This is a genomic window from Salipaludibacillus aurantiacus (assembly GCF_900111295.1).
GTDB classification, from domain to species: Bacteria; Bacillota; Bacilli; order Bacillales; family Salisediminibacteriaceae; genus Salipaludibacillus; species Salipaludibacillus aurantiacus.
This window is the reverse complement of record NZ_FOGT01000010.1, coordinates 1-21,586: the sequence shown is the minus strand read 5'-3', so window position 1 is coordinate 21,586 and position 21,586 is coordinate 1. Positions and strand designations below refer to the sequence as shown.

The 21,586-nt window shown below is 44.1% G+C and carries 21 protein-coding genes and 1 pseudogene; 12 read left to right on the top strand and 10 right to left on the bottom strand.

Translation table 11 applies throughout. The annotated features are described in order from the left end of the window. Positions 1-27 precede the first annotated feature (27 nt). Positions 28-981 (bottom strand): aminoimidazole riboside kinase, encoded by a 954-nt coding sequence (locus BMW59_RS12980; protein ID WP_093052855.1) that lies wholly within the window; start codon positions 979-981, stop codon positions 28-30. A 265-nt stretch (positions 982-1,246) separates the two neighbouring features. On the opposite strand from BMW59_RS12980, the gene BMW59_RS12975 reads away from it, so the two are divergent. The 3 genes from BMW59_RS12975 to bshB2 are packed head-to-tail and all read left to right on the top strand — an operon-like array spanning position 1,247 to position 3,278. After that, entirely contained in the window at positions 1,247-2,194 is a 948-nt protein-coding gene (locus BMW59_RS12975; protein ID WP_425441276.1) for an ATP-grasp domain-containing protein, read from the top strand. A gap of 43 nt (positions 2,195-2,237) precedes the next feature. Further along, complete coding sequence (locus tag BMW59_RS12970) at positions 2,238-2,588, top strand: YojF family protein (RefSeq protein ID WP_093052849.1); 351 nt, start codon at positions 2,238-2,240, stop codon at positions 2,586-2,588. Between the two features lie 30 nt (positions 2,589-2,618). After that, on the top strand, positions 2,619-3,278 hold the full coding sequence (gene bshB2 / locus BMW59_RS12965; RefSeq protein WP_093052846.1) for a bacillithiol biosynthesis deacetylase BshB2: 660 nt from the start codon (positions 2,619-2,621) through the stop codon (positions 3,276-3,278). Positions 3,279-3,391: 113 nt separating this feature from the next. Here the strand turns inward: bshB2 and BMW59_RS12960 are convergent, their stop codons facing one another. Beyond that, on the bottom strand, positions 3,392-3,913 hold the full coding sequence (locus tag BMW59_RS12960) for a hypothetical protein (RefSeq protein ID WP_093052843.1): 522 nt from the start codon (positions 3,911-3,913) through the stop codon (positions 3,392-3,394). Between the two features lie 188 nt (positions 3,914-4,101). After that, positions 4,102-5,949: an LTA synthase family protein gene (locus tag BMW59_RS12955; RefSeq protein WP_093052840.1), complete on the bottom strand. Its 1,848-nt coding sequence runs from the start codon at positions 5,947-5,949 to the stop codon at positions 4,102-4,104. A gap of 282 nt (positions 5,950-6,231) precedes the next feature. Here BMW59_RS12955 and BMW59_RS12950 point away from each other — a divergent pair, with 282 nt between their 5' ends. The 3 genes from BMW59_RS12950 (at position 6,232) to BMW59_RS12940 (ending at position 10,041) form a co-directional block, all read left to right on the top strand. After that, a complete protein-coding gene (locus BMW59_RS12950) occupies positions 6,232-7,464 on the top strand; it encodes an aminopeptidase (protein WP_093052837.1) in 1,233 nt (410 codons plus the stop codon). A gap of 356 nt (positions 7,465-7,820) precedes the next feature. Then, a complete protein-coding gene (locus BMW59_RS12945; RefSeq protein WP_093052835.1) occupies positions 7,821-9,197 on the top strand; it encodes a YjiH family protein in 1,377 nt (458 codons plus the stop codon). Positions 9,198-9,318: 121 nt separating this feature from the next. Beyond that, complete coding sequence (locus BMW59_RS12940) at positions 9,319-10,041, top strand: 5-formyltetrahydrofolate cyclo-ligase (protein WP_093052832.1); 723 nt, start codon at positions 9,319-9,321, stop codon at positions 10,039-10,041. A 102-nt stretch (positions 10,042-10,143) separates the two neighbouring features. Here the strand turns inward: BMW59_RS12940 and BMW59_RS12935 are convergent, their stop codons facing one another. The 5 genes from BMW59_RS12935 to coaA all read right to left on the bottom strand — a co-directional run bounded on the left by BMW59_RS12935 (position 10,144) and on the right by coaA (position 14,089). Further along, positions 10,144-10,524, bottom strand: a complete 381-nt coding sequence (locus BMW59_RS12935) for a RidA family protein (protein WP_093052829.1) — start codon at positions 10,522-10,524, stop codon at positions 10,144-10,146. 16 nt (positions 10,525-10,540) lie between these two features. Continuing rightward, positions 10,541-11,503, bottom strand: a complete 963-nt coding sequence (locus BMW59_RS12930) for a 5-oxoprolinase subunit C family protein (RefSeq protein WP_093052826.1) — start codon at positions 11,501-11,503, stop codon at positions 10,541-10,543. Next, positions 11,500-12,270 (bottom strand): LamB/YcsF family protein, encoded by a 771-nt coding sequence (locus tag BMW59_RS12925; RefSeq protein ID WP_093052823.1) that lies wholly within the window; start codon positions 12,268-12,270, stop codon positions 11,500-11,502. The genes BMW59_RS12930 and BMW59_RS12925 overlap by 4 nt, the downstream gene beginning before the upstream one ends. A 24-nt stretch (positions 12,271-12,294) precedes the next feature. After that, complete coding sequence (gene pxpB, locus BMW59_RS12920) at positions 12,295-13,017, bottom strand: 5-oxoprolinase subunit PxpB (RefSeq protein WP_093052820.1); 723 nt, start codon at positions 13,015-13,017, stop codon at positions 12,295-12,297. Positions 13,018-13,132: 115 nt separating this feature from the next. Beyond that, positions 13,133-14,089 (bottom strand): type I pantothenate kinase, encoded by a 957-nt coding sequence (gene coaA / locus BMW59_RS12915; protein ID WP_425441275.1) that lies wholly within the window; start codon positions 14,087-14,089, stop codon positions 13,133-13,135. Between the two features lie 357 nt (positions 14,090-14,446). Between coaA and BMW59_RS12910 the strand changes: the two genes are divergently transcribed. Beyond that, positions 14,447-14,806 carry a DUF2512 family protein gene (locus tag BMW59_RS12910; RefSeq protein WP_093052817.1) on the top strand — a complete coding sequence of 120 codons (360 nt, stop codon included), beginning with the start codon at positions 14,447-14,449 and terminating at the stop codon, positions 14,804-14,806. A 159-nt stretch (positions 14,807-14,965) separates the two neighbouring features. Further along, complete coding sequence (locus BMW59_RS22280; RefSeq protein ID WP_281244273.1) at positions 14,966-15,097, top strand: hypothetical protein; 132 nt, start codon at positions 14,966-14,968, stop codon at positions 15,095-15,097. On the opposite strand, the pseudogene BMW59_RS12905 reads toward BMW59_RS22280, so the two are convergent. Next, a pseudogene (locus BMW59_RS12905) lies at positions 15,094-16,070 on the bottom strand (S66 family peptidase). The gene BMW59_RS22280 and the pseudogene BMW59_RS12905 overlap by 4 nt on opposite strands. A 27-nt stretch (positions 16,071-16,097) precedes the next feature. Beyond that, on the bottom strand, positions 16,098-16,865 hold the full coding sequence (locus tag BMW59_RS12900; RefSeq protein WP_093052814.1) for an SDR family NAD(P)-dependent oxidoreductase: 768 nt from the start codon (positions 16,863-16,865) through the stop codon (positions 16,098-16,100). 211 nt (positions 16,866-17,076) lie between these two features. Here BMW59_RS12900 and BMW59_RS12895 point away from each other — a divergent pair, with 211 nt between their 5' ends. The 4 genes from BMW59_RS12895 (at position 17,077) to BMW59_RS12880 (ending at position 21,413) form a co-directional block, all read left to right on the top strand. Next, a complete protein-coding gene (locus BMW59_RS12895) occupies positions 17,077-18,600 on the top strand; it encodes an FAD-dependent oxidoreductase (protein ID WP_093052811.1) in 1,524 nt (507 codons plus the stop codon). Between the two features lie 85 nt (positions 18,601-18,685). Beyond that, entirely contained in the window at positions 18,686-19,861 is a 1,176-nt protein-coding gene (locus BMW59_RS12890; RefSeq protein ID WP_093052808.1) for a M20 family metallopeptidase, read from the top strand. Positions 19,862-19,967: 106 nt separating this feature from the next. Next, entirely contained in the window at positions 19,968-20,663 is a 696-nt protein-coding gene (locus tag BMW59_RS12885; protein WP_093052805.1) for an aspartate/glutamate racemase family protein, read from the top strand. 87 nt (positions 20,664-20,750) lie between these two features. Continuing rightward, a complete protein-coding gene (locus BMW59_RS12880) occupies positions 20,751-21,413 on the top strand; it encodes a type 1 glutamine amidotransferase domain-containing protein (protein WP_093052802.1) in 663 nt (220 codons plus the stop codon). The last annotated feature ends 173 nt before the right edge of the window (positions 21,414-21,586 follow it).

Genomic DNA, 21,586 nt, shown 5'->3' with positions numbered 1-21,586 from the left:
AATATTAAACTCCTTTAATTTTTGTAATTAGTACTCACTCATTTTTGTTTTTACTTCATCCAGTGTCGGCAGAGCGGTCATCGCTCCTTTAGTGGATGCCGCCAGTCCTCCTGACACAGAAGCAAACCGGGCCATCTCTTTTATCTCTTCAGCAGTCAGCTCTTTAAGAGGTTTTTCCAGCAGATGAAGCTGGTAAAGAATGCCTGATACAAAGGCGTCGCCCGCACCTGTCGTGTCGACAGCTTTCACTTTCATTGCTTCCACTTTAACAGGCTCCTGGCCGTTTAAAAAGATATAGCTCCCTTCCGCCCCTAAAGTAATAAAGATTAACGGAATGTGAAATTCATCAAGTTTCGCTACACCTTTTTCAATGTCTGATTCGCCTGTGATAAATTCAAGCTCTTCCTCTGAGATTTTAAGAACATCCGCTTCTCCGAGCATGCTTCGGATTTCCTCTCTTGCCTGGTCTTCACTCCTCCATAACCCTAAACGGAGGTTAGGATCATAGGAAACAATCAATCCCTTCTCCCTTGCTGTTTTGACGGCTTTTTTTGTAGCCGACTTTGCCGGTTCACTAATAAGGCTTATAGAACCGAAATGAAGAAGGTTGTGACTGTCAAATAAAGACTCGTCCACCTCGGCTTCTTCTAAAAACCTGTCGGCGCTTGGGTCAATATAAAATTCAAAGCTTCGTTCTCCTCCTTCACCAAGAGTGACAAAAACGACGCCTGTTCGCGTATCCTTTGTAAACAGCATATTTGAGGTATCTACCCCATAACTGTCCAGTGTGTCTTTTAAAAAGCGGCCCAATACGTCATCTCCTACTTTACCTAAAAAAGAGGTTTTAGCATCCAGTCTGGCAAGGCCTACTGCCACATTGGCGGGTGCTCCGCCCGGGCTTTTCTGAAACGTGTCATTATTGTCATCGAGAGGGATAAAGTCTATTAAGGCTTCCCCTAAGCTGATAATTCCTTTAGTCATTGTCTTTTCCTCCTGCCTGTTCGTATTGTTCACTAATCTACATATTTATGCTGTCTATTATACGTCTCCTTCCCTTTATGGACAATGGCACACACAGGAAAAACAGCAATTGTCCTTATTTGTCCAACTTTAAATTTCTGCTGCCTTAGCATTTACATTTTATAGTAATCCGATTGGATTTATTTGCACACTTTCATTGACCTGCTAAAATAAAGAATAAGACTCCGTCGTTCGACAACCTCCCTGTAAAGAAAGGATGACACATGTGAAAATATATATTCTCCATGAAAATGATGAATGGACAAAGCCGCTTCTAGAAGCATTAGAAGAAGAAGGCGTGCCTTTTGAGGACTGGCATTTAAGCGAGGGGACGGTGCCTTTGGATGAAGCTCCGCCGGAAGGCATTTATTACAACCGGATGAGCGCTTCTTCCCACTCACGCGGACACCGTTACGCCCCGGAACTGACCCATACCGTTCTAACCTGGCTTGAAAGCCACAACCGCCCTGTTTATAACAATTCTCAGGCACTCAACCTTGAGTTAAGTAAAACAGCGCAGTACGAAGCTTTAAAAGCGTTTGACATCCCTGTTCCAAAAACAACTGCTGTCCTGGGAAACAGCCAGCTGATCAAGGCCGCTGAAAATTTCGGAACTCCTTTTATTACTAAGCATAACCGAGCCGGGAAAGGGCTTGGTGTCCATAAGTTTGACTCTCCGGAAGCATTAAAGAATGCTGTTGAGGCCGGAACTATTGAACAGCCTGTTGACGGCATTATGCTGCTCCAGCAATACATTGAGGCTCCCGACAACTCTATTATCCGCTGTGAGTTTGTCGGAGGGAAATTTTTATATGCTGTAAAGGTCGACACGTCAGAAGGTTTCGAACTGTGCCCGGCTGAAGCGTGCGATATTCAGGAACAGTTCTGCCCGGCTGACAGCCCGGAACCTGCCGCCGAAACAACGAGGCCAAAATTTGAAATTATTGAGGGTTTTTCAAGTCCGCTAATTAAAAAGTATGAAGCTTTTTTAAAGGCAAATGGCATTACTTTTGCTGGCATTGAGCAAATTACCGACTCAAAAGGCCAAACTTTCACATATGATGTAAATACGAATACAAATTATAACCCTCAAGCCCAGGAAAAGGCAGGAATATACGGCATGAATGAAGTAGCAAGGTTCTTAAAAGGAAAATTAGAAACTCTTCTAGTATGATAGAATAGAGAAACTTAATCAGGATAACGAGGAGGAAGAAAAGATGAAACCAATTGACCCGCAGCTCGTTCAGGAGAAATTAACAGAACTGGCTGGTACGTCTTTATATATTCATCTGGAGACAACAAACGGGGCGTATGCCTCTCATAAAAATCAGTCTTTCTTCTCCGCAGGAGCATTTATCAGAAATGCTCAGCTCAACTTCTTACAAGGAAAGATTACCGGGAAGGGCCCTTACAGAATAGGGCTTGAAACGGAGCTGGGCTGGCTGTATGCAGAAGGACTGACTGAATGGGAAACAGATGAAATGGACAGGGTATTACTCGCCGGCCATGACGCCGACGGAAAACTGGCTATAGCTTTAGAACTGAGTGAAAAGCCGTTCCCAAAATAAACAGAATTAAATTTAAAAGGATGTGATCGGATGGAAAACCATGTACTCGTTATTTTTCCCCATCCAGACGATGAAGCCTTTGGAGTTGCCGGTACAATCCTTTCTCATACCCGAGCCGGCACACCAGTGACATATGTCTGCCTGACTTTAGGAGAAATGGGAAGAAATATGGGAAGGCCTTTAATCGCTAATCGGGAAACGCTCCCTGAAATCCGTAAACGGGAACTTACCGAAGCTTGCCGCCTGCTCGGGGTGGAAGATTTACGACGTTTTGGGATGAGGGACAAAACGGTGGAGTTTGCTGATCAGGAAGCACTTCAAAGCAGGTTATTTGATGTGATTGAAGAAGTAAACCCCTCTCTTATCATTACTTTTTATCCCGGCTATGCCGTTCACCCTGACCATGATGCCACAGGGGCAGCAGTAATTCAGGCGGTTAAAAGGCTCCCTGAAGGAGAACGCCCTAAAATACACGCGATTGCTTTTGCCCAAGGATGTGAAGATATCATAGGCGAGCCGGATATCGTACATGATGTCTCGGATTTTGCCGACCAGAAAATGAAAGTTATTGAGGCACATGCCTCCCAGACATCAGGCGTTATCGACACGATGAAAAAACAATTTCTCGAAGAAGATGAAACCGTGCGCGACCGTATGATTACTGAACGCTTTTGGACCTTCCCTCTGTAGCGCCTGCATTAGAGCTGCGGATACAGCATGCAGTTGCTCATGATTGTGCCGGCAGGACGTACATTAAAAAGCACCGCCCGCTTACCAAGCTAGTAAGCGGGCGGTGCTTTCCTTTAAACCCCTTCACTTTTACTCATTTTATCGTATTTGTAAGGTAAAGATTTTCCGCTTTTTTCTTCAAGTTCCTGCTTTACTCTCTCGAGAGAGCCTATGCAAAACTGAAAGGTTCGGTGTTTATTTGGAAATTTAGCAGTTATCTCGACCGTCTGTCTTTCAAACTCATACCTGACGATTTGAGAAGTTTCCAGAACCGTTTTGATTTTCTTTTTCCATAAAGGAACAAAGAGAACAAAGTTATCAGTTATGACTAGATAACCTTTCCTGTCGCTGGCAATTTTTACAGCATGGACGATGAGACTGCTTTTTTCATTAACCATCCCTTCAGCTTTGTTTAAAGCAATCTGGCGGGTTACAGAATCATAACCGACAGTCAACGCCGCGGCTGCCAATAAGCTCAACACACTGTACAACGGACTCCATTGCCATAAAATGAGCGGGGCGAGAATAGCAAAAAATAAGATTGAAAGCACATAACGTAAATATCTTCCTGAAAATGGACTTGAATGTCTGACCATGATCGTTCACCTCCTGCTTTTTTGTAAATTAATTAAATATTCGGATGATTTTAACAAGTTTAATTATATAATATTACCATACTTTATGACACAAATGAATAAAAAATGTACAGGTTTGGAAAAAAAAGCGCTAATGAACGATTTAATTCACTAGCGCCTGAAAACTACACTTCATATCTAAAATGCAATTATTCGTGAAAACGTAAGAGGTCACTGTAGATAATTTTGTCGGAATAATATAGTTCCCATTCTCCACGATTCACTGCTTCCATACATTTTTCGAGAGGGAGAATATCTCCATTGTCTGCATCAAAACATGTTTCACTAGTATAAATAAACTCATCTGTAATCACACTGCCGTCCCTTTGTACTGCAAAGTCATCCCGCTCTTTTGAAAGAAGGTCCCTTCCAAACATGACATGATCGTCTTCCGGCATGCCTAATAAATTTAATACGGTCGGCATAATATCGATGTGGCCTCCGACTGTATCAGCTGTAAAAGCTTCTTCTTCCATTCCAGGGACATGGATAATTACCGGAACCCTGTCAAGTTTAACCGCTTCGTCGTCGGTCACTTCATAACCGAGATACTCAGACAGATCATCATAATGGCTGTCAGCGATTCCATAATGGTCTCCGTAAAGAACGAACATCGTATTTTCATAAAGGTCCGCTTCTTTCATTTCTTCAAAGAGAACCCGTATCGCTTCATCTGTATAACGGACAGTGGGAAAGTACCGGCTGACTATATCACTTTCAGAATCATAAGGCTCGATGTAATGGTCCTCTGGATCAAGCTCATAAGGAAAATGATTCGTTAATGTCAGAAATGTACTGTAAAAAGGCTGATCCATTTCTTTCAGATAAGGCATGGACTGTTCAACAAAATCTATGTCTTTCAAGCCCCAGCCGACTGAATTATCCTCTGTCACGTCAAAGTAGTCGATATGGTAAAAATGGTCATAACCAAGAATATCGTAAGTGATGTTCCTGTTATAAAACGTCTCATCATTAGCATGGAATGACGCTGTAAAGTACCCTCTATCCTGCAGCGCACCCGGCAGAGGCGTCAGAACGTTTTCATCATGAGTATGAAAGACAGCCCCTCTTCCGAGAGGATAAAGGGAATTGTTTACCATAAATTCCGTATCAGATGTTTTACCCTGTCCTGTCTGATCATAAACATCGCTGAAATAAAAACTGTCTTCAATCAGCTCATTTAAAAATGGCGTAATTTCCTCTCCGTTAACTGTTTCGTTAATGACGAAACTTTCTACTGATTCAAGGGAAATGACTACAACATTCATTCCTTCAGCTGCGCCGTGCAGTTCACGGTTTGGTTCAACCGAGTACATATCCAGATGATCATTAATAGTCTCCCAGTCTTCTTTATCTGCAAAAACTGTCTGGGAACTAGTTGTTAAATGAAGATAAGCGTCATAAATATAAAAATTATATATACCGAGACTTTTAATCACATTGTCCCTGTTAAAAGAGTGGGTTCTGTGATCTGTTGTATCGATCTGTCCGGCTACCACAATCGTTCCAACTACTACAGCCAAAACGGCGTATTTTGACCTGCTTTGCCTGAACAGAACCTTATTGACTGTGAAAAAGGCAGGCTTTTTAGCTAATATATATCCTATAACAATGAGATCGAGAAAAAAGAAAATATCATACCATTGAATAAGCTCAAACACACTCGTACTCAAGTCCCCTGCATTGCCGCTCATTACAAGCATCGGTAAAGTAATAATATCTGTAAATTCGCGGTAATAAACCGCGTTCGAATAAAGCACAATGGTCAGGAGCGTACTGATAATAAAATAATAGGGCCTTTGGATCTTTGGTTTTAAGAGTAAACCCAGACTGAAAACAATTAATAAGAACGCTAAAGGGTTTAACAGAAAAACTAAAGCTTCTAAAAACTGATTTATTGTTAAATTAAAAGTAAGCGTCGATACTATAAATGTTTTAAACCAAAGGACCCCCAGACAAAACAACATAAACCTATGCTGATTAAGAAACTTTTTCATGTTGGGACAATCCTTCCGTAGATTAATATCCAAAAAATATCCATATAATATTTATTTAATATTATATAAATATTTGCTTATCCAACTCAATTGATTAGATCAATTTACACCTTTTTAGAGATTTAAACGAAGCTGGTATATGTGTATTTCCCTTTTCCGAGGCAAATTAACCCTTTTTTACCTAGAAGCTGGAAAAGAGAACTTATTTAGGAACTCGAATTTTCAATATGAGGAGAAAACTGTTAAAATAATCATAAATCTTAAATTGAAGGGAGATAAACAATGAAAACATTTGAAGAAAAGCTTGATCAATATGCTGAACTGGCCGTAAAAGTTGGTGTTAACATCCAACAGGGTCAGACTCTTGTTATTAACGCTCCTTTAAGCAGTGCAGATTTCACCCGTCAGGTAGCCAAAAAAGCTTACGAGGCAGGGGCTAAAAATGTTCACGTTGAGTGGAATGATGAAGACCTTACCCGTATCCGCTACGACATGGCTCCTATGGAATCCTTCAAAGAATTCCCTGAATGGAAAGCAAAAGGATTTGAAGACATGGCTGAAAAAGGCGCCGCCTTTATGACCATTAAATCAACCGACCCTGACTTGCTAAAAGGAGTGGATGGTGAAAAAATCGCCGCACAAAATAAAGCGCAGGGCCAGGCGATGGACAAATTCAGAACATACATACAATCGGATAAAGTAAGCTGGCTCGTTATTTCAACTCCTTCAAAAGCATGGGCAGCAAAAGTTTTCCCTGACACTCCTGAAGAAGAGCAGGAAGCTAAGCTTTGGGAAGCCATTTTCGAGTCTGTAAGAGTAAATACAGAAGATCCGGTGGCTGAATGGCGCGCTCATGACGAAAGCCTTCAAACTAAAGCAAAATTTTTAAACGGAAAAAACTACAAAAAGCTGCATTATAAAGCGCCAGGCACTGATTTAACAATTGAACTTCCTGAGAATCATGTGTGGGTAGGCGGCGGCGGTCCAAGCCAGGATGGCGTTCACTTTGTTGCAAACATGCCTACAGAAGAAGTGTTTACCGCGCCAAAAGCTGATGGCGTCCACGGAACAGTCTCAAATACAAAACCGCTTAATTACGGCGGTAACGTTATTGATAATTTCACTCTCACGTTTAAGGATGGTAAAGTGGTGGATTTCTCGGCTGAACAAGGGGAAGAAACACTTAAACACCTGCTCGATACGGATGAGGGGGCCCGTCACCTTGGAGAAGTCGCTCTTGTGCCGCACAGTTCCCCAATCTCCCAGTCCGGCATTCTTTTCTATAACACTCTGTACGATGAGAATGCCTCCAATCATATCGCTTTGGGAAGCGCCTACTCTACATGTTTAAAAGACGGCGCACAAATGTCCAGTGACGAATTAAAAAAAGCCGGTTTAAATACAAGTATCACCCATGTTGATTTTATGATCGGCTCCGGTGATATGGATATTGATGGCGAACTGGCTGACGGCTCCACTGAACCTGTCTTCCGTAAAGGCGAATGGGCCGTGTAAATATGAAATAAGGCTGACCAGACCCGCCGCTTGACTAATTAGAGCGCGCGGGTTTTTTTGGTGGCGTTGGTGGAAGCTCTGGATCTTTTTACCTTTCTCACTCCCCCTCGGTCATTCGGGCATTTGCCTGCTCCCCTTTTTACCCCATTGAACGGCACCGCCCACCCTCATTTCCATTGAACAAACACCTGCATCCAGAAAAGTGTATGTTTATACCTGCATAAAAAAGGATATTTATAATAAGAATATACTTTTTTAGAATAAATATTCTAAAAAAAGGTTGATTTATGCAAACTCATAAATTAAAATTAATTTTGTTGAATAATTATTAATTTATTATTATGAGGTGACTTTACATGTCTAATGAAAATATATCCAGCCATACTTCGCGCTCAGCAGTGTGGAAATTTATCATTCCTTCTTTAATCGGAATTGGCCTGTTCATGACCCCGCTGCCCACAGAAGAAGGTTTCACTATCCCTGTTGCCCTGCTGTCAAATGCACTTGAAGGTATGCTTATAGAAGTTCTTCCCGCAATCATGACTGTCATTATTATATTAAGTTTTCTAGGATCGCTCATACATAGAGTCTCCCGCCCTCAACTCATTGAAGGGACGCCTTTTTTCAAAAACCTCTTTGATGTGTCGATGTTTTGGTTAATAGTGAGGCTTGCAGCTGTTATTTTTGCCATCATGACGCTGTTTCAGGTCGGCCCTGAAGCTGTGTATTCCGAATACACCGGGGGGTTGCTGTTATATGATCTGCTCCCGCTTTTATTTACAATCTTTCTGTTTGCCGGCTTGTTCCTTCCACTGCTTCTGAACTTTGGACTACTTGAGTTTTTCGGAACACTTCTTGCAAAATTAATGCGCCCGCTTTTTACACTGCCGGGCCGCTCGTCCATTGATTCACTCACATCCTGGCTCGGTGACGGGACGATTGGTGTTATTTTGACAAATAAGCAGTATGAAGAAGGGTTTTATTCAAAACGTGAAGCGGCTGTTATTGGTACAACTTTTTCGGTTGTCTCAATCACTTTCTCACTAGTTGTTATCGACCAGGTCGGACTGGTGCATATGTTTCTTCCGTTTTACGGAACAGTCATTTTTACTGGAATTATCGCGGCATTAATTATGCCACGGATCCCGCCTCTTTCACGAAAGCCTCAGGAATATGCCGGAGGGCAGAAAAACCAGCTGAGCGAAGAGCTGCCTGATACTTACTCTAAAAAATCTTTTGGAGCTGTGAAATTCGGTTTTGATAAAGCGAAAGAGCGTGCTGATAAAAATACAAGTGCCGGCAAGTTTTTTAAAGACGGAGGAAAGAACGTCCTTGATATGTGGCTCGGCGTTGCCCCCGTTGTTATGGCTTTTGGTACCGCAGCTGTTATTCTTGCAGAATATACGCCTGTTTTTACATGGCTGGGCATGCCGTTCGTCCCTATCCTTGAACTGATGCAGGTCCCTGAAGCGGCGGCTGCTTCTGAAACAATTATTGTCGGGTTTGCTGACATGTTTCTTCCAGCCATCTTTGCTGCAGGAATAGAAAGCGAAATGACCAGGTTTATTATTGCCTGCCTGTCAGTTTCACAGCTTATTTTCTTATCTGAAGTGGGCGGTGTCCTGTTAGGGTCCAAAATCCCGGTAGGTTTTAAAGACTTATTTATTATTTTCCTGGAGCGAACTATTATTGCCTTACCGATTATTGTATTAATTGCACATATGATTTTTTAATCCTGTTCTCTGCTCCGGTTCCCGCCGGGGCAGTTTTTCGTATCTTTTCAAATTTATCTGTCTGAGACAACAGAACTTGAAAAATAATGGTAATATATTTTTAAAAGAGGTGATAAGTGATATGGCAATGGATAAACATACTTTAAGAGAACAGGTGTGGGATAAAATGACCGAGGAAAAAGTGGGCCGGTTCCCCTTCCCTTTAAAAGGGAGAATTCCTAATTTTAAAGGGGCCGAAAAAGCAGCATCCCGTGTGTTTAAGCTGGATATCTACAAAAAAGCAGAAGTGGTGAAAGTTAATCCTGACTCTCCACAGCTTCCAGTGCGCGCCCAGGTGCTCAAAGATGGCAAAATCCTGCTCGTGCCTACGCCCAGGCTTAAAGACGGATTTATATTAGTTGATCCTGAAAATGTCCCTGCCGGTGAAGAAAAAACAGCCGCGAGCTTAAAAAATATTCATAATTATGGAAGTGTTGTTCCGTTAAAAGATTTACCGAAAGTGGACTTGCTTTTTGCGGGGTCTGTGGCGGTTCACAGAGATGGCAGGCGTATCGGGAAAGGTGAAGGATATGCGGACAGAGAATATGCCATCTTAAGGGAACTAGGCAACCCGCCAATGCCTGTGGTGGGAACGGTTCATCCTGTCCAAGTGGTCAGCGAGGACTTTCACACAGATGATTTCGATTTAACCCTTGATTACATCGTCACTGAGATAGAAGTGATAGAAACTGGAGCTGGAGACCGGAAGCCGTCCGGAATTCATTGGGATAGGGTCACTGATGAGGAAAAGGAAGCGATGCCGGTACTTGAAGAAATCCGGGAACTGACAAACAAGGAGAAGTAAAAAAATGGGGGGACAGACCCCCCACTTATTTCCAAAAGGCGCGGCTCACATGGGCCGCGCCTTTTGCTGCTGTACCCATACCATCCTGCGGGACTGGATGCTTTACTTCTTTTTAGCAATTACTTCCACTTCAACAAGTGCGCCTTTAGGCATGCGTGAGACTTCTACGGCGCTTCTTGCCGGATAAGGCTCCTCAAAATAAGAAGCATAGATCTCATTAACCGTGACAAAGTCATCCATATTTTGCATAAAGATCATTGCTTTCACGACATCATTCATCTCACAGTCTGCTGCTGCCAGAACTGCTTTTACATTTTTCATCACTTGGTGGGCCTGCTTTTCAAGCCCCTCTGCCATTTCTCCGCTTGCCGGATCCAGTCCTATCTGGCCGGAAGTGTAAATAACATCTCCTGTGCGGACAGCTTGTGAATACGGTCCGATCGCTGATGGCGCTTCGGTTGTTTGGATTGGCTGCTTACTCATTTAAATCATCCTTCCGTTATTTTTGCTGAATGCTTACACTTAATTTTTTTAAAAGATTAGTTTCATACTCATGCCAGAGGTGCCCTTCTTCCACTGAACTTCTCTGAAATGACAAGGTGTGGCCGGGCATGAGCTGGGCCACTTTCCATAAATCGTGCGTGATAATTGTTCCGATTTTAGGATACCCGCCTGTCGTCTGGCGGTCAGCCATCAAAATGATGGGGGCTCCGTCTGCGGGAACCTGGATAGAACCAAACGCCACAGCCTCTGAAAGAATCTCTGCTTCCTGTTTATGACCGATTTTCTGCCCCTGGAGCCGGTACCCCATCCTGTCAGACTGCGGGGTGACTTTAAACGAATGAGTATAAAAGGTCTGAAGAGCCTCTTTAGTGAAGTAACTCTCCTGTTCGTCAGGGATGACCCTCACCATATGGTGCGACTGGTAATAAGGACGCAGTTTTTCCGACAGCAGTTTCCCTTTACGTTTTGAAAGCTCAGTGTCAGGTAAAGTCAAGCCAGGGAGTTCATCTCCCGTTTCAAGCGGCTGCCCTTTTAAGCCTCCCAGTTCTGCTTTCGTGTAAGTGGCCCGGCTTTGAAGTACCTTTTGCGTGTGAATCCCTCCGGCTATGGCGAGGTAAGCTCTTACTCCGTGTTTCGGTTTTCCGAATTGAAGCTCCTGGCCTTTCTTCACATAGAGGCTTCCCCAAACAGGCACTTTTCTCCCGTCTAAAGTAGGCGACAGGTTTGCGCCAGTAATGGCGATGACACAGTTTTCGAGAAACCTTACACTCGGCCCTACCATCGTGATTTCAATTGCAGCATCGTCAGGCGCGTTACCTGCAAGCAGGTTTGCTATACGGAAAGCAAACGGATCCATCGGGCCTGAAGGGACGACCCCATATTGCTGCATGCCGTAACGTCCGGTATCCTGGATCGTTGTATGTAATCCCGGCTCCTCTATTTTTATTAGCGGAATCATGAGTGAGTCACTGCTTTCACAAATACGCCATGGTCATTTAAAACCTGGCGAAGCTTTTCAACAAATCGAAGAGCCTGTAATCCGTCTCCATGCACACATACCGTATCTGCTTTAATCGGCAGCTCCGTTCCATCCGCCGCTGAAACCATCCCTTCAGTAACCATGCGGATCACCCGGTCTGCCGCTTTTTCCGGGTCGTGTATCACCGCACCAGCCTCAGACCTCGGAGTTAAAGAACCATCAGGCTGATAAGTCCGGTCGGCAAACACTTCTTCTGCCACATGAAGATTCCGTTTCCTTCCGGCCCTGACCAGCTCACTTCCCGCGAGCCCGTACAAAATAAGTGACTGGTCAATATCATAGACTGCCTCTGCAATGGCTTCAGCAGTGATGGGATCTTTAGCAGCCATGTTAAAAAGGGCGCCATGGGGTTTTACATGGTTGACTCTTTCATTATAAATAGCAGCGAAACCTTTTAAACTGCTGACTTGATAGATGACCATATTATAAACATCCTCAGGCGTCACTTCCATGATCCGCCGCCCGAATCCGGCAAGGTCCGGCAGACCCGGATGAGCACCTATAGCAGCCCCCTTGTCTTTAGCAAGTTTGACCGTTCTGTTCATGACATTATGATCACCTGCATGGTAACCGCAGGCTATATTGGCTGAGGTAATGAAGTCAAGTACTTCTTCATCCTGGCCAATTTGATAAAGGCCGAAACTTTCGCCAATGTCGCTGTTTAAATCGACGGTAATTTTAGCCATAAGTCCCCTCCTTTATTCTTCTTTCTATTCAATAGATGGCCTGTAAATTCCTTTTTCACATTCATGAAAAATATCTTCATATTCCTGTTCATTGACAGATTTAAATGAGATGAGATCTCCTGCTTTTATTAGCACAGGTTCCTCTTTCCCTGCATCGAACAGCCTTACCGGGGTATGCCCGATAATCTGCCAGCCGCCGGGAGAATCGACAGAATACACCCCAGTCTGCGGACCGGCAATGCCTACTGAGCCTGAAGGCACTTTCTTCCGGGGCGTTTTCCGCCTTGGGGTAGCCAGAGTCTCATCCAATTCCCCCAAATAAGGAAAACCTGGGGCAAACCCCATCATATATACCCGGTAAGTGGCTCCTGTATGCCTTTTAATAACTTCTTCTGTTTCCAGGCTGTTCCAGCGGGCGACTTCCTCCAAGTCAGGTCCTTTATTTCCCCCATAGTACACGGGAAGGATGAGGTGCCTTTTTTGAGAAAAATCACTTTCTAATGGCTGTCCGGCTTTTGCTGCGTTTTTTAGCTGATGGAGCATTTTATTATAAGCCGGGGCTTTTAAAGGGTCATAATAGACTGTCAGCGTCACATACCCGGGAACCATTTCAGAAATATACTCCAATTCCGCATGATCGAGCCGGGAATAGGCTGCCTGCACACTGTCGTTCGCCTTCTCTGTCAAACGGTCTCCAAACGTCATCCGGACCGCACGGTCGCCAAGAGGGGAAATTAAAGGATACAAACGGAATCCTCCTCACCTGTATTGTGTGGTTACATTATAACAAACGGCCCGGTCCGTATGAAATATTGCTTCCTTTTAATAAAAAACACCCGCCATTATGAAGGCGGATGTCCATTTATACTTTTCTCATTTTAATGTCGCTTACTAAATGATGAGCACCTTTCCGTAAGATCAAATCGGCACGGTGGCGGGTCGGCAGAATATTTTCGTGAAGATTTTTCCGGTTAATCCGCTCCCAGATTCCTTTAGCTGTTTCATAAGCTTCCTGATCATTTAAATCCGCGTATTTCCTGAAGTAGGACGCAGGATTTCTAAAGGCGGTTTTCCTTAAAGTCTTAAACCGTTCAACATACCAGTGCAGGATATTCTCTTCCTCGGCATCAACGAAAATAGAAAAATCAAAATAGTCGGATACGTATACCTGTTCCCCGAAATCCTCACTAGTCTTTTTAGGCGGCTGCAAGACATTAATCCCTTCAATAATGACGATATCAGGCTGATTTACCACTTGTTTTTCTTCAGGAACGATATCATATGTCAGATGTGAGTAAACAGGTGCTTCCACTGTTGATTTACCTGACTTCAGTTCTGTTAAAAAAGTCAGTAAGGCATGTACATCATAGCTCTCAGGGAACCCTTTTTTATTCATGATCCCCCGTCTTTCAAGTTCAGCATTTGGGTATAAGAAACCGTCCGTGGTGACCAGATCTACTTTCGGATGGTGGTCAAATCTTGAAAGAAGCGTGTGAAGCACACGGGCAATCGTACTCTTGCCCACAGCTACACTCCCTGCAATCCCAATTATATAAGGAACTTTCCGTTCCTGTTTGTGTAAAAATACGTACCGGCTCCTGTACAGCTCCTGGGAAGCAATGGCGTGAAGATTAATCAGACGCGTTAAGGGTAAATAAATATCAGCTATTTCCTGCATATTTAGGACGTCATTGACACCTTTTAAACGCTCAATTTCTTCCGCAGTCACTTCCATTGGATAAGACTGGCGAAGTTCAGCCCACTCATCCCTGTTAAATGTCATAAATGGCGTTAAGTTCTCCATAGTTCCCATCTTCATCGGTGCACCTCGTTCAAACCGTGTGACTTACTTTCAAGTCGGCAAATTTAAAATCATTGTGCCGCTTATTTTAACACGTTTTTTATATCTTCGTCTTTACTTATGCAAAGCACTGCTGAAATCGCTTTCTTGATTATAACACGTTTTACAGCATATTCGGCTAAAAAAACAAAAAGTTACTGTATTATTGTAGAAATAATACAAATTTTTAGAAATAGAAGTTTATATTCTGCAAATCAATGGAATAAGGGATTTTTAAAAGGGGGTATGTTCCAGCTTTCACTGTTTAAAAAGAAAGGCATGCATATCCTCTTTCCTCTTTGAAAAAATAAACTTAATGTGTAAAGGAGGAAAACAATGAATCATATATGGGCTGTTTTAATTAAATTTGCCGCACTGTTAGCCGTTTTATGGATTGTTTTAAATGGAATATGGAGCGTTCTTACAGTTGGACAGATTCTCATTTTAAGTTTAGTGCTCACCGTGTCATATGCGGGAGACCTGTATATTATGCCAAAGTTAAAAAACACCATTGCCTCTTTGACTGATGGTGCGGGGGTTTTCCTGATCGTTTGGCTTTTAGGTATATGGATGGCCGGAAACAGCACAGAACTGATCCTTGGCTCAGCTGTCACTGGTATAGCCGTAGGTGTGTTTGAATATTTTTATCACATTTACCTTATTAAAAACAGACTGCCAGAGGCAGCCGTTCAATAAGGCAGCGTCATTTAATACATTTGTGGGGCGTCCTGAGAATCCAATGACAACAGATATGACCCACTCACAAGGCAGCACGCCAAGTGAGTGGGTCTTTTATTTCGGATATCACCCGCTCGCTTGGTGCGGCGGCTTTCCAGCGGCTCATATATTGGATATATGGCTCGCTCAACAGACAGCACGACATGCGCGAGCGGACCTTATACTGTCGTGCCGCTCAGCCAGAGCCGCCCTGTCCCAAGGCTGCGCGCCCCCATCCTCAATATTAAACTTTTCAGCAGCCAAGGTTAGTGGTCTAAAATCCGGATCATTGTCCGGCCACGTTCAGCTGTGATATGCGCCCTCCCTCCTACAGGAAAGGTAATCATCGGGGAGGTATGGCCGAAGTCAGCTTCAGTAATGACCGGTACACCGCGCAGCTCTTTTTTCAATTCGATAATCTGCTTAAGCAAATGGCTGGTCATCCGTGATGCTTTCTGGAACTTTCCGATGACGAGGCCTCTGATCTCTTCCCCGCCCGGCTGGTGGAGAAGAGACTGCAGGTCACGGTCGAATGTTTCCGGTCCGGATGCTTCGTCGTCTTCCAGAAATAATACGGCTTGTCTGATACTCGGCATGAATGGTGTCCCCTGGAGTAAATTCAATGTGCACAAGTTGCCTCCGATCAGAGTCCCTTCAGCAGTTCCTTCATGAATAACTTCATTCCCTCTGTTTGTAATAAAATCCCGGTTTACCTGGTCGATATACCATTTGTCATCACTCCAATGGTCTGAAGGAATAACTGAGTACCCGCCTTTTTCAAACAGGCATTTAACCATATAATCTATTGTATAATCGTTTCCCTTCTTCATTCCCAACGTGGAAAAATGCGGCCCTGAATAAGTAATTAAACCTGCTTTTTATAAATAGCAGCGGATAAGGCAGTAATATCCGAATAACCGCAGAGTATTTTCGGGTTGGACTGAATTATACCGTAATTGATATCGGTTAATAACTGATTGGCGTTATACCCGCCGAGTGTCGTGAAAATTCCTTTCACTTCCGGGTCAAGGAAGGCTTCATGTAAATCTTCAATACGGGACGCAACAGAAGCGGAAGAAAAATCGTCTGTTTCACGGGCGTTCTTTGCAATCGTTACTTTTAATCCAAGTGTTTCGAGGCGTCTGACCGCCGTTTTTTCCACCTCATCACTGACAACGGACAAACTGACAGACGGCGAAATAACTCTTACTTCATCGCCTCTCTTTAACTTTGGTGGGATCATAGGAACTCCTCCAGCAGGCTCGTGTAGTTATTTTGGCGGGAGACGGACAGCGCCGTCGAGGCGAATTGTTTCACCGTTCAGCATTGTATTGGAAAGAATCGACTTGACGAGGAGGGCATATTCATCAGGCGCCCCGACTCTGTCAGGAAAAAGCGGCTGGTTTTCCAAGTATTCGCGTGCCTTTTTTGGCAAAGACTTAAGCATTGGCGTATGAAACAGGCCTGGGGCAATGCTCATCACCCTGATGCCGTAATCCGCCAGCTCTCTTGCAAGAGGGAGTGTCATAGAGACCACACCGCCTTTAGAGGCACTGTATGCTGCCTGGCCTGCCTGGCCTTCATAGGCTGCAATAGAGGCAGTATTAATAATAACTCCCTTCTCCCCTTCCTCATTCGGCTCATTATCTTTCATAATTTCAGCAGCAAGCCTGGTTAAGTTAAAACTTCCAATCAAGTTGACCTGCATTACTTCAGAGAATACATCAAGGCTGTGGAGCCCCTCTTTTTTTATCACCTTTTCTGAATGGCCAATCCCGGCTGTGTTTATCAGGCCATGAATGTCTCCGTATCGGTCAAGCCCGCGTTCAAGGCTTTTTCTTACCTGGTATTCCGAGGTGATATCGGCTTTTTCAAACCAGACTCTGGACCCTATATCTTCCTGGACTGACCTGCCTTTTAATTCGTTTTGATCAAGAATCAATACGAGCGCCCCATAATGAACGAGCATTTTAACTGTTGCTTCTCCCAGGCCTGAAGCGCCCCCTGCTACAACAAATGTTGATCCTTTAATATCCATTGTCCATTCCCTCCTTTTTCATATCCTTTTTATAGTCGCTTATCGACAATTTATTTACCTAATTAACATTATTTTGTGCGATGGACCTTAAATCCTTCTTTTTAAAATCTATTTCAGTATTATTTTTTATAACAGAGCTAAAGGAATAGTTTTACTGGCCGAAGCAGACACTAACACCTAACTTACTACACGATGAAAGCAGGGATATATAATGAAAGATGTTTACTCTTCTCGCTTGCCTGATGATCCCCATTCTTACTGGATTGATTCCACTTCTTTTGACGAACCCCGCCCGCTGACTGAAAGCACTGAAACTGAGGTGGTTGTAGCCGGCGGCGGAATTACAGGGATAACAGCTGCCTGGCTTCTTGCTAAAGAAGGCCTGGATGTTATTTTAGTAGATGCAGATAAAGTGCTGCACGGGACGACAGGACACACCACAGCTAAAGTGACCTCCCAGCACGGATTGTTTTACCATGAATTAATTCAGCATACCGATGAAAATCACGCCCGGCTTTACTATGAAGGCCATGAAAAGGCGAAAAACTTTATCGAAAAAGTTGTCACAGATTATCAAATACCTTGTGAGTGGGAAAAACAAGATGCTATTCTTTATGCTTCATCAAAAAAATCCGCTCATCAGCTTCAGCAGGAAAGAGAAGCTTACGATAAGCTGGGAATTCCTTATGACGTTCTCGACAGCCTGCCTTTTAATGTGCCAATCGAGTCTGCTCTCGCAATGAAAAACCAGGCTCAGTTTCATCCTTTACATTATTTGGCCTTTTTATTGCAGGATTTCAAAAAAATGGGTGGGAAAGTGTATGAAGACACGGTAGTCACCGGGCTGGTGGAAGGAGATACTCCGATTGTGGAAACAAGGGACGGCCCTTACATCTCCTGCCGGTATGTTTTATCATGCACCCACTTCCCTTTTTATGAAGCTGACAACTATTTCTTTGCAAGGATGTATGCGGAGCGGGCGTATATCGTCGCTATGAAAGGTAAAAAAGTCAATGGCATGTATTTAAGCGTCGATAATCCTTCAAGGTCGGTCCGATCAGTTAAAATTAACGGAGAGGATCATCTTCTTATTGCCGGTGACGGGCACAAGACCGGCCAGGGAGAACCGACGATGAATCATTACCTTAATCTGGAAACATTCGCCAAAGATGTTTTCGGGGCTAAGGAATTTCCTTACCGCTGGTCCGCACAGGATCTTTACACGATTGATAAAATACCGTATATCGGCCTATTAACTGCCCATTGGCCAAACACGTTTGTAGCGACAGGGTTTAAAAAATGGGGTATGACGAGCGGGACATTGGCCGCCCTTATGTTAAGAGACTATGTGACAGGCCGCGAGACCGAAGAAATGACCGTATTCGATCCGAACCGTTTCTTAGCCGATCCAAGCCTGAAAACATTTTTGAAGCAAAACCTGGATGTCGCTAAGCATTTCTTCGTCGATAAGGTCAAACCTGTGGAGAAAAAAATTGATGAAGTAAAAGCTGGAGAAGGGGCTATCGTTCTGGCAGAAGGCAGACGGTCAGGCGCGTACAGGGATGAAAACGGAAAACTGTTTATCGTCGACTCCACTTGCACCCATCTGGGCTGTGAAGTAGAGTGGAATAACGGCGACCGCACATGGGACTGCCCTTGCCACGGCTCACGTTTCAACTACGACGGATCAGTGGCAGAAGGCCCAGCGGAAAAACCGCTAGACCGAATTGAATAAAAGGGGTCAAAAAAAGGGGTCAGACCCCCCTTTTTTTTCCAGATAAACCTTTTAAGCTATGAATCTGTAAATGAGGTGAAAAAGGATGAAAGAGCAAATTATAAAGACTATTGAGGAACTTAAGGACATGTTTTATGATATCAGCCAGTATATAGGGAATAATCCTGAATTGGGAAATGAAGAGTTTAAAGCCTGTCAGGTTTTGACGGATATGCTAAAGGACCACGCCTTTTCTGTAACGACAGGGGTTGTAGGTCAGCCGACAGCTTTCGAGGCGGTATATGACTCTGGCAAACCTGGGCCGCACGTCGGTTTTATGGCTGAGTATGATGCGCTTCCTGATCTGGGGCACGCCTGCGGCCATAACCTGATCGGCACTCAAGGAATCGCTGCAGCTATCGGCCTTGCCGGCGTTTCCCAAGAAACCGGCGGTAAAGTTTATGTGTATGGAACACCTGCTGAAGAAACAAAAGGCGCCAAAGTAACAATGGCTGAGGAAGGCTATTTTGACCACTTGGATGCCGCAGTGATGGCTCACCCTTCTGCACGCTTTGTTAAAAGCGGGACATCTCTTGCTATGGATGCGGTACAGTTTGCTTTTTACGGGAAAAGTGCCCACGCGGCTGCAGCGCCTGAACAGGGCATTAATGCACTCGATGCCGTCATTCAGACCTTTAATAGTGTAAATGCCCTGCGTGAGCATGTCACACCTGATGTTCGTATGCATGGCATTATCCCTGAAGGCGGCCAGGCCGCTAACATTGTACCTGACTACGCGGTCGCCCAGTTTTATGTGAGGGCAAACGAACGGAATACGTGCGATCCTGTGACAGAAAAAGTGATTAACTGTGCCAGGGGCGCAGCTCTCTCCACAGGTGCCCGCCTTGAAGTTTCCAACTATGAATACTCCTATGATGATATGAAAACAAACAATGTTCTTTCTGATATTTTTACAAATCAGCTCGTGGAAGTGGGGATCCCTAAAGAGGAGATCTATGAACATGAAGGCGGGACAGGCTCCCTCGATATGGGAAACGTTAGCCATCGGTGCCCCGCGATCCATCCGTATATTCAAATATCCTCTGTTCCTATAAGTGCCCATACGCATGAGTTCAGAGAAGCTGCCTTAAGTAAAGAAGGGTTCGAAGGAATGATTACAGGGGCTAAGGCTCTCGCTTTGACAGGGTACGAAATCTTATCAAATGAAGCCGTACGCAGGAAAATAGTTGAGGAATTTAAACGATCGTTCGGAGGTGATTGATGCGGCGGCTCTCAACTGCATTAAGCAGGCATCCCATCTCTTCAAGTTGGCAGGACTGTTAAATACTTTTTGACTCAGTAACCTGAAAAAGCAGGGAGGAATTTTTATGAAAACGCTCGGATTGATCGGCGGATTAAGCTGGGAATCTACGGCGGACTATTACCGGCTTATAAACACCAGTATTCAAAAAAGACTTGGAGGGCTCCACTCGGCTAAATGCTTAATGTACTCATTTGATTTTCAGGAGATTGCCGCCCTTCAGCATGAAGGAAAATGGAAGCAGGCGGCCAAGGCGATGGCCGATGCGGCCCTAAAGTTGGAAACAGCCGGGGCCGATGCTATCGTTATATGTTCAAATACGATGCACAAAACAGCTGAGGATATTGAACAGCATCTTTCCGTTCCTCTGCTGCACATTGGAGATGCGACGGCCGCCAGTATGAAGGAAAAGGGTATATCTACTGCAGTTTTACTAGGGACGGCATTTACAATGGAACAGGATTTTTATAAAAAAAAGCTGGAACATAGCGGGCTTACAGTGGTAACCCCAAACGCTGAAGACCGGAAAGTCATTCACTCAGTCATTTTTGACGAATTATGCCGCGGAATTATTAAAAATGAGTCGAAAGAGCGGATGTTATCTATTATTAATGGTGTAAATACAGCCGGGGAAACAGGGATTATTCTGGGGTGCACCGAACTCCCTATGCTGATTAAACCGGAAGATCTGGACATGCCGGTATTTGATACGACCCATCTTCATTCAAAAATGGCGGCAGATTTTCTGCTTAATAACATTTAAAATAGCCTCCACACGTTTAACTTGGCCCCGATTTCGGGAATACCTTCACTGTGATTGAAATGAATCCTTTTGAAGGAGGAATAAATAATGAGCAAAAAAGTATTAATGGTTTTAACAAGTCATTCAACGATAAATGGCGATCAGGCGACCGGGTTGTGGCTTGAAGAATATGCAGCCCCTTATGCGACATTTATAAAAAACGGGTTTGACGTGACGGTAACAAGTATTAAAGGCGGCCAGGTGCCGATAGATCCGAACAGTCTTCCTGAAGAAGAAAAAATGGAATGGCAGGAAGCCCAGGCGCTCTTGAGCAATACGAAGCAGCTGTCTGAAGACCACATTTCCGGTTTCGATGCCGTATTCATCCCTGGAGGCCATGGGACAGTCTTTGACTTTCCCGAAAGCTCAATGTTAAAACGCGCCTTACAGGAACATGCAGAAGACGGGTCAATTATTGCTTCGGTCTGTCACGGTCCAAGTGCCTTTCTTGAAGTAACTTATAAGAACGGGACACCGCTTGTGAAAGGCAAGAAACTAACCGCCTTTACAGATGAGGAAGAACGTGAAATGCAGCTCGACGGCGCCGTACCTTTCTTGCTTGAGACTGAACTGAAAAAAATTGGCGGGGAGTTTGTACGCGGTGAAAAGTGGACCGATTATTCAATTCGTGACGGCCATTTAATTACCGGACAAAATCCGATGTCCAGCCAAAGCACTGCAGATAAAGTCGTTGAAGCTTTAAAAGAATAGGATGGATTAACATCACAGGCCGGCCCGGTAAGAGGGCCGGTTTTTTTGTTCACAACCATGGAAATAGCTGGGGGGTCAGACCCATAACGATTGCACGTAAGTATAATAAATACATTAATGTTAATATATGTAATGTGTTTTTTAGGCTAATTTTAAAAAAAGGCGGACGAGGC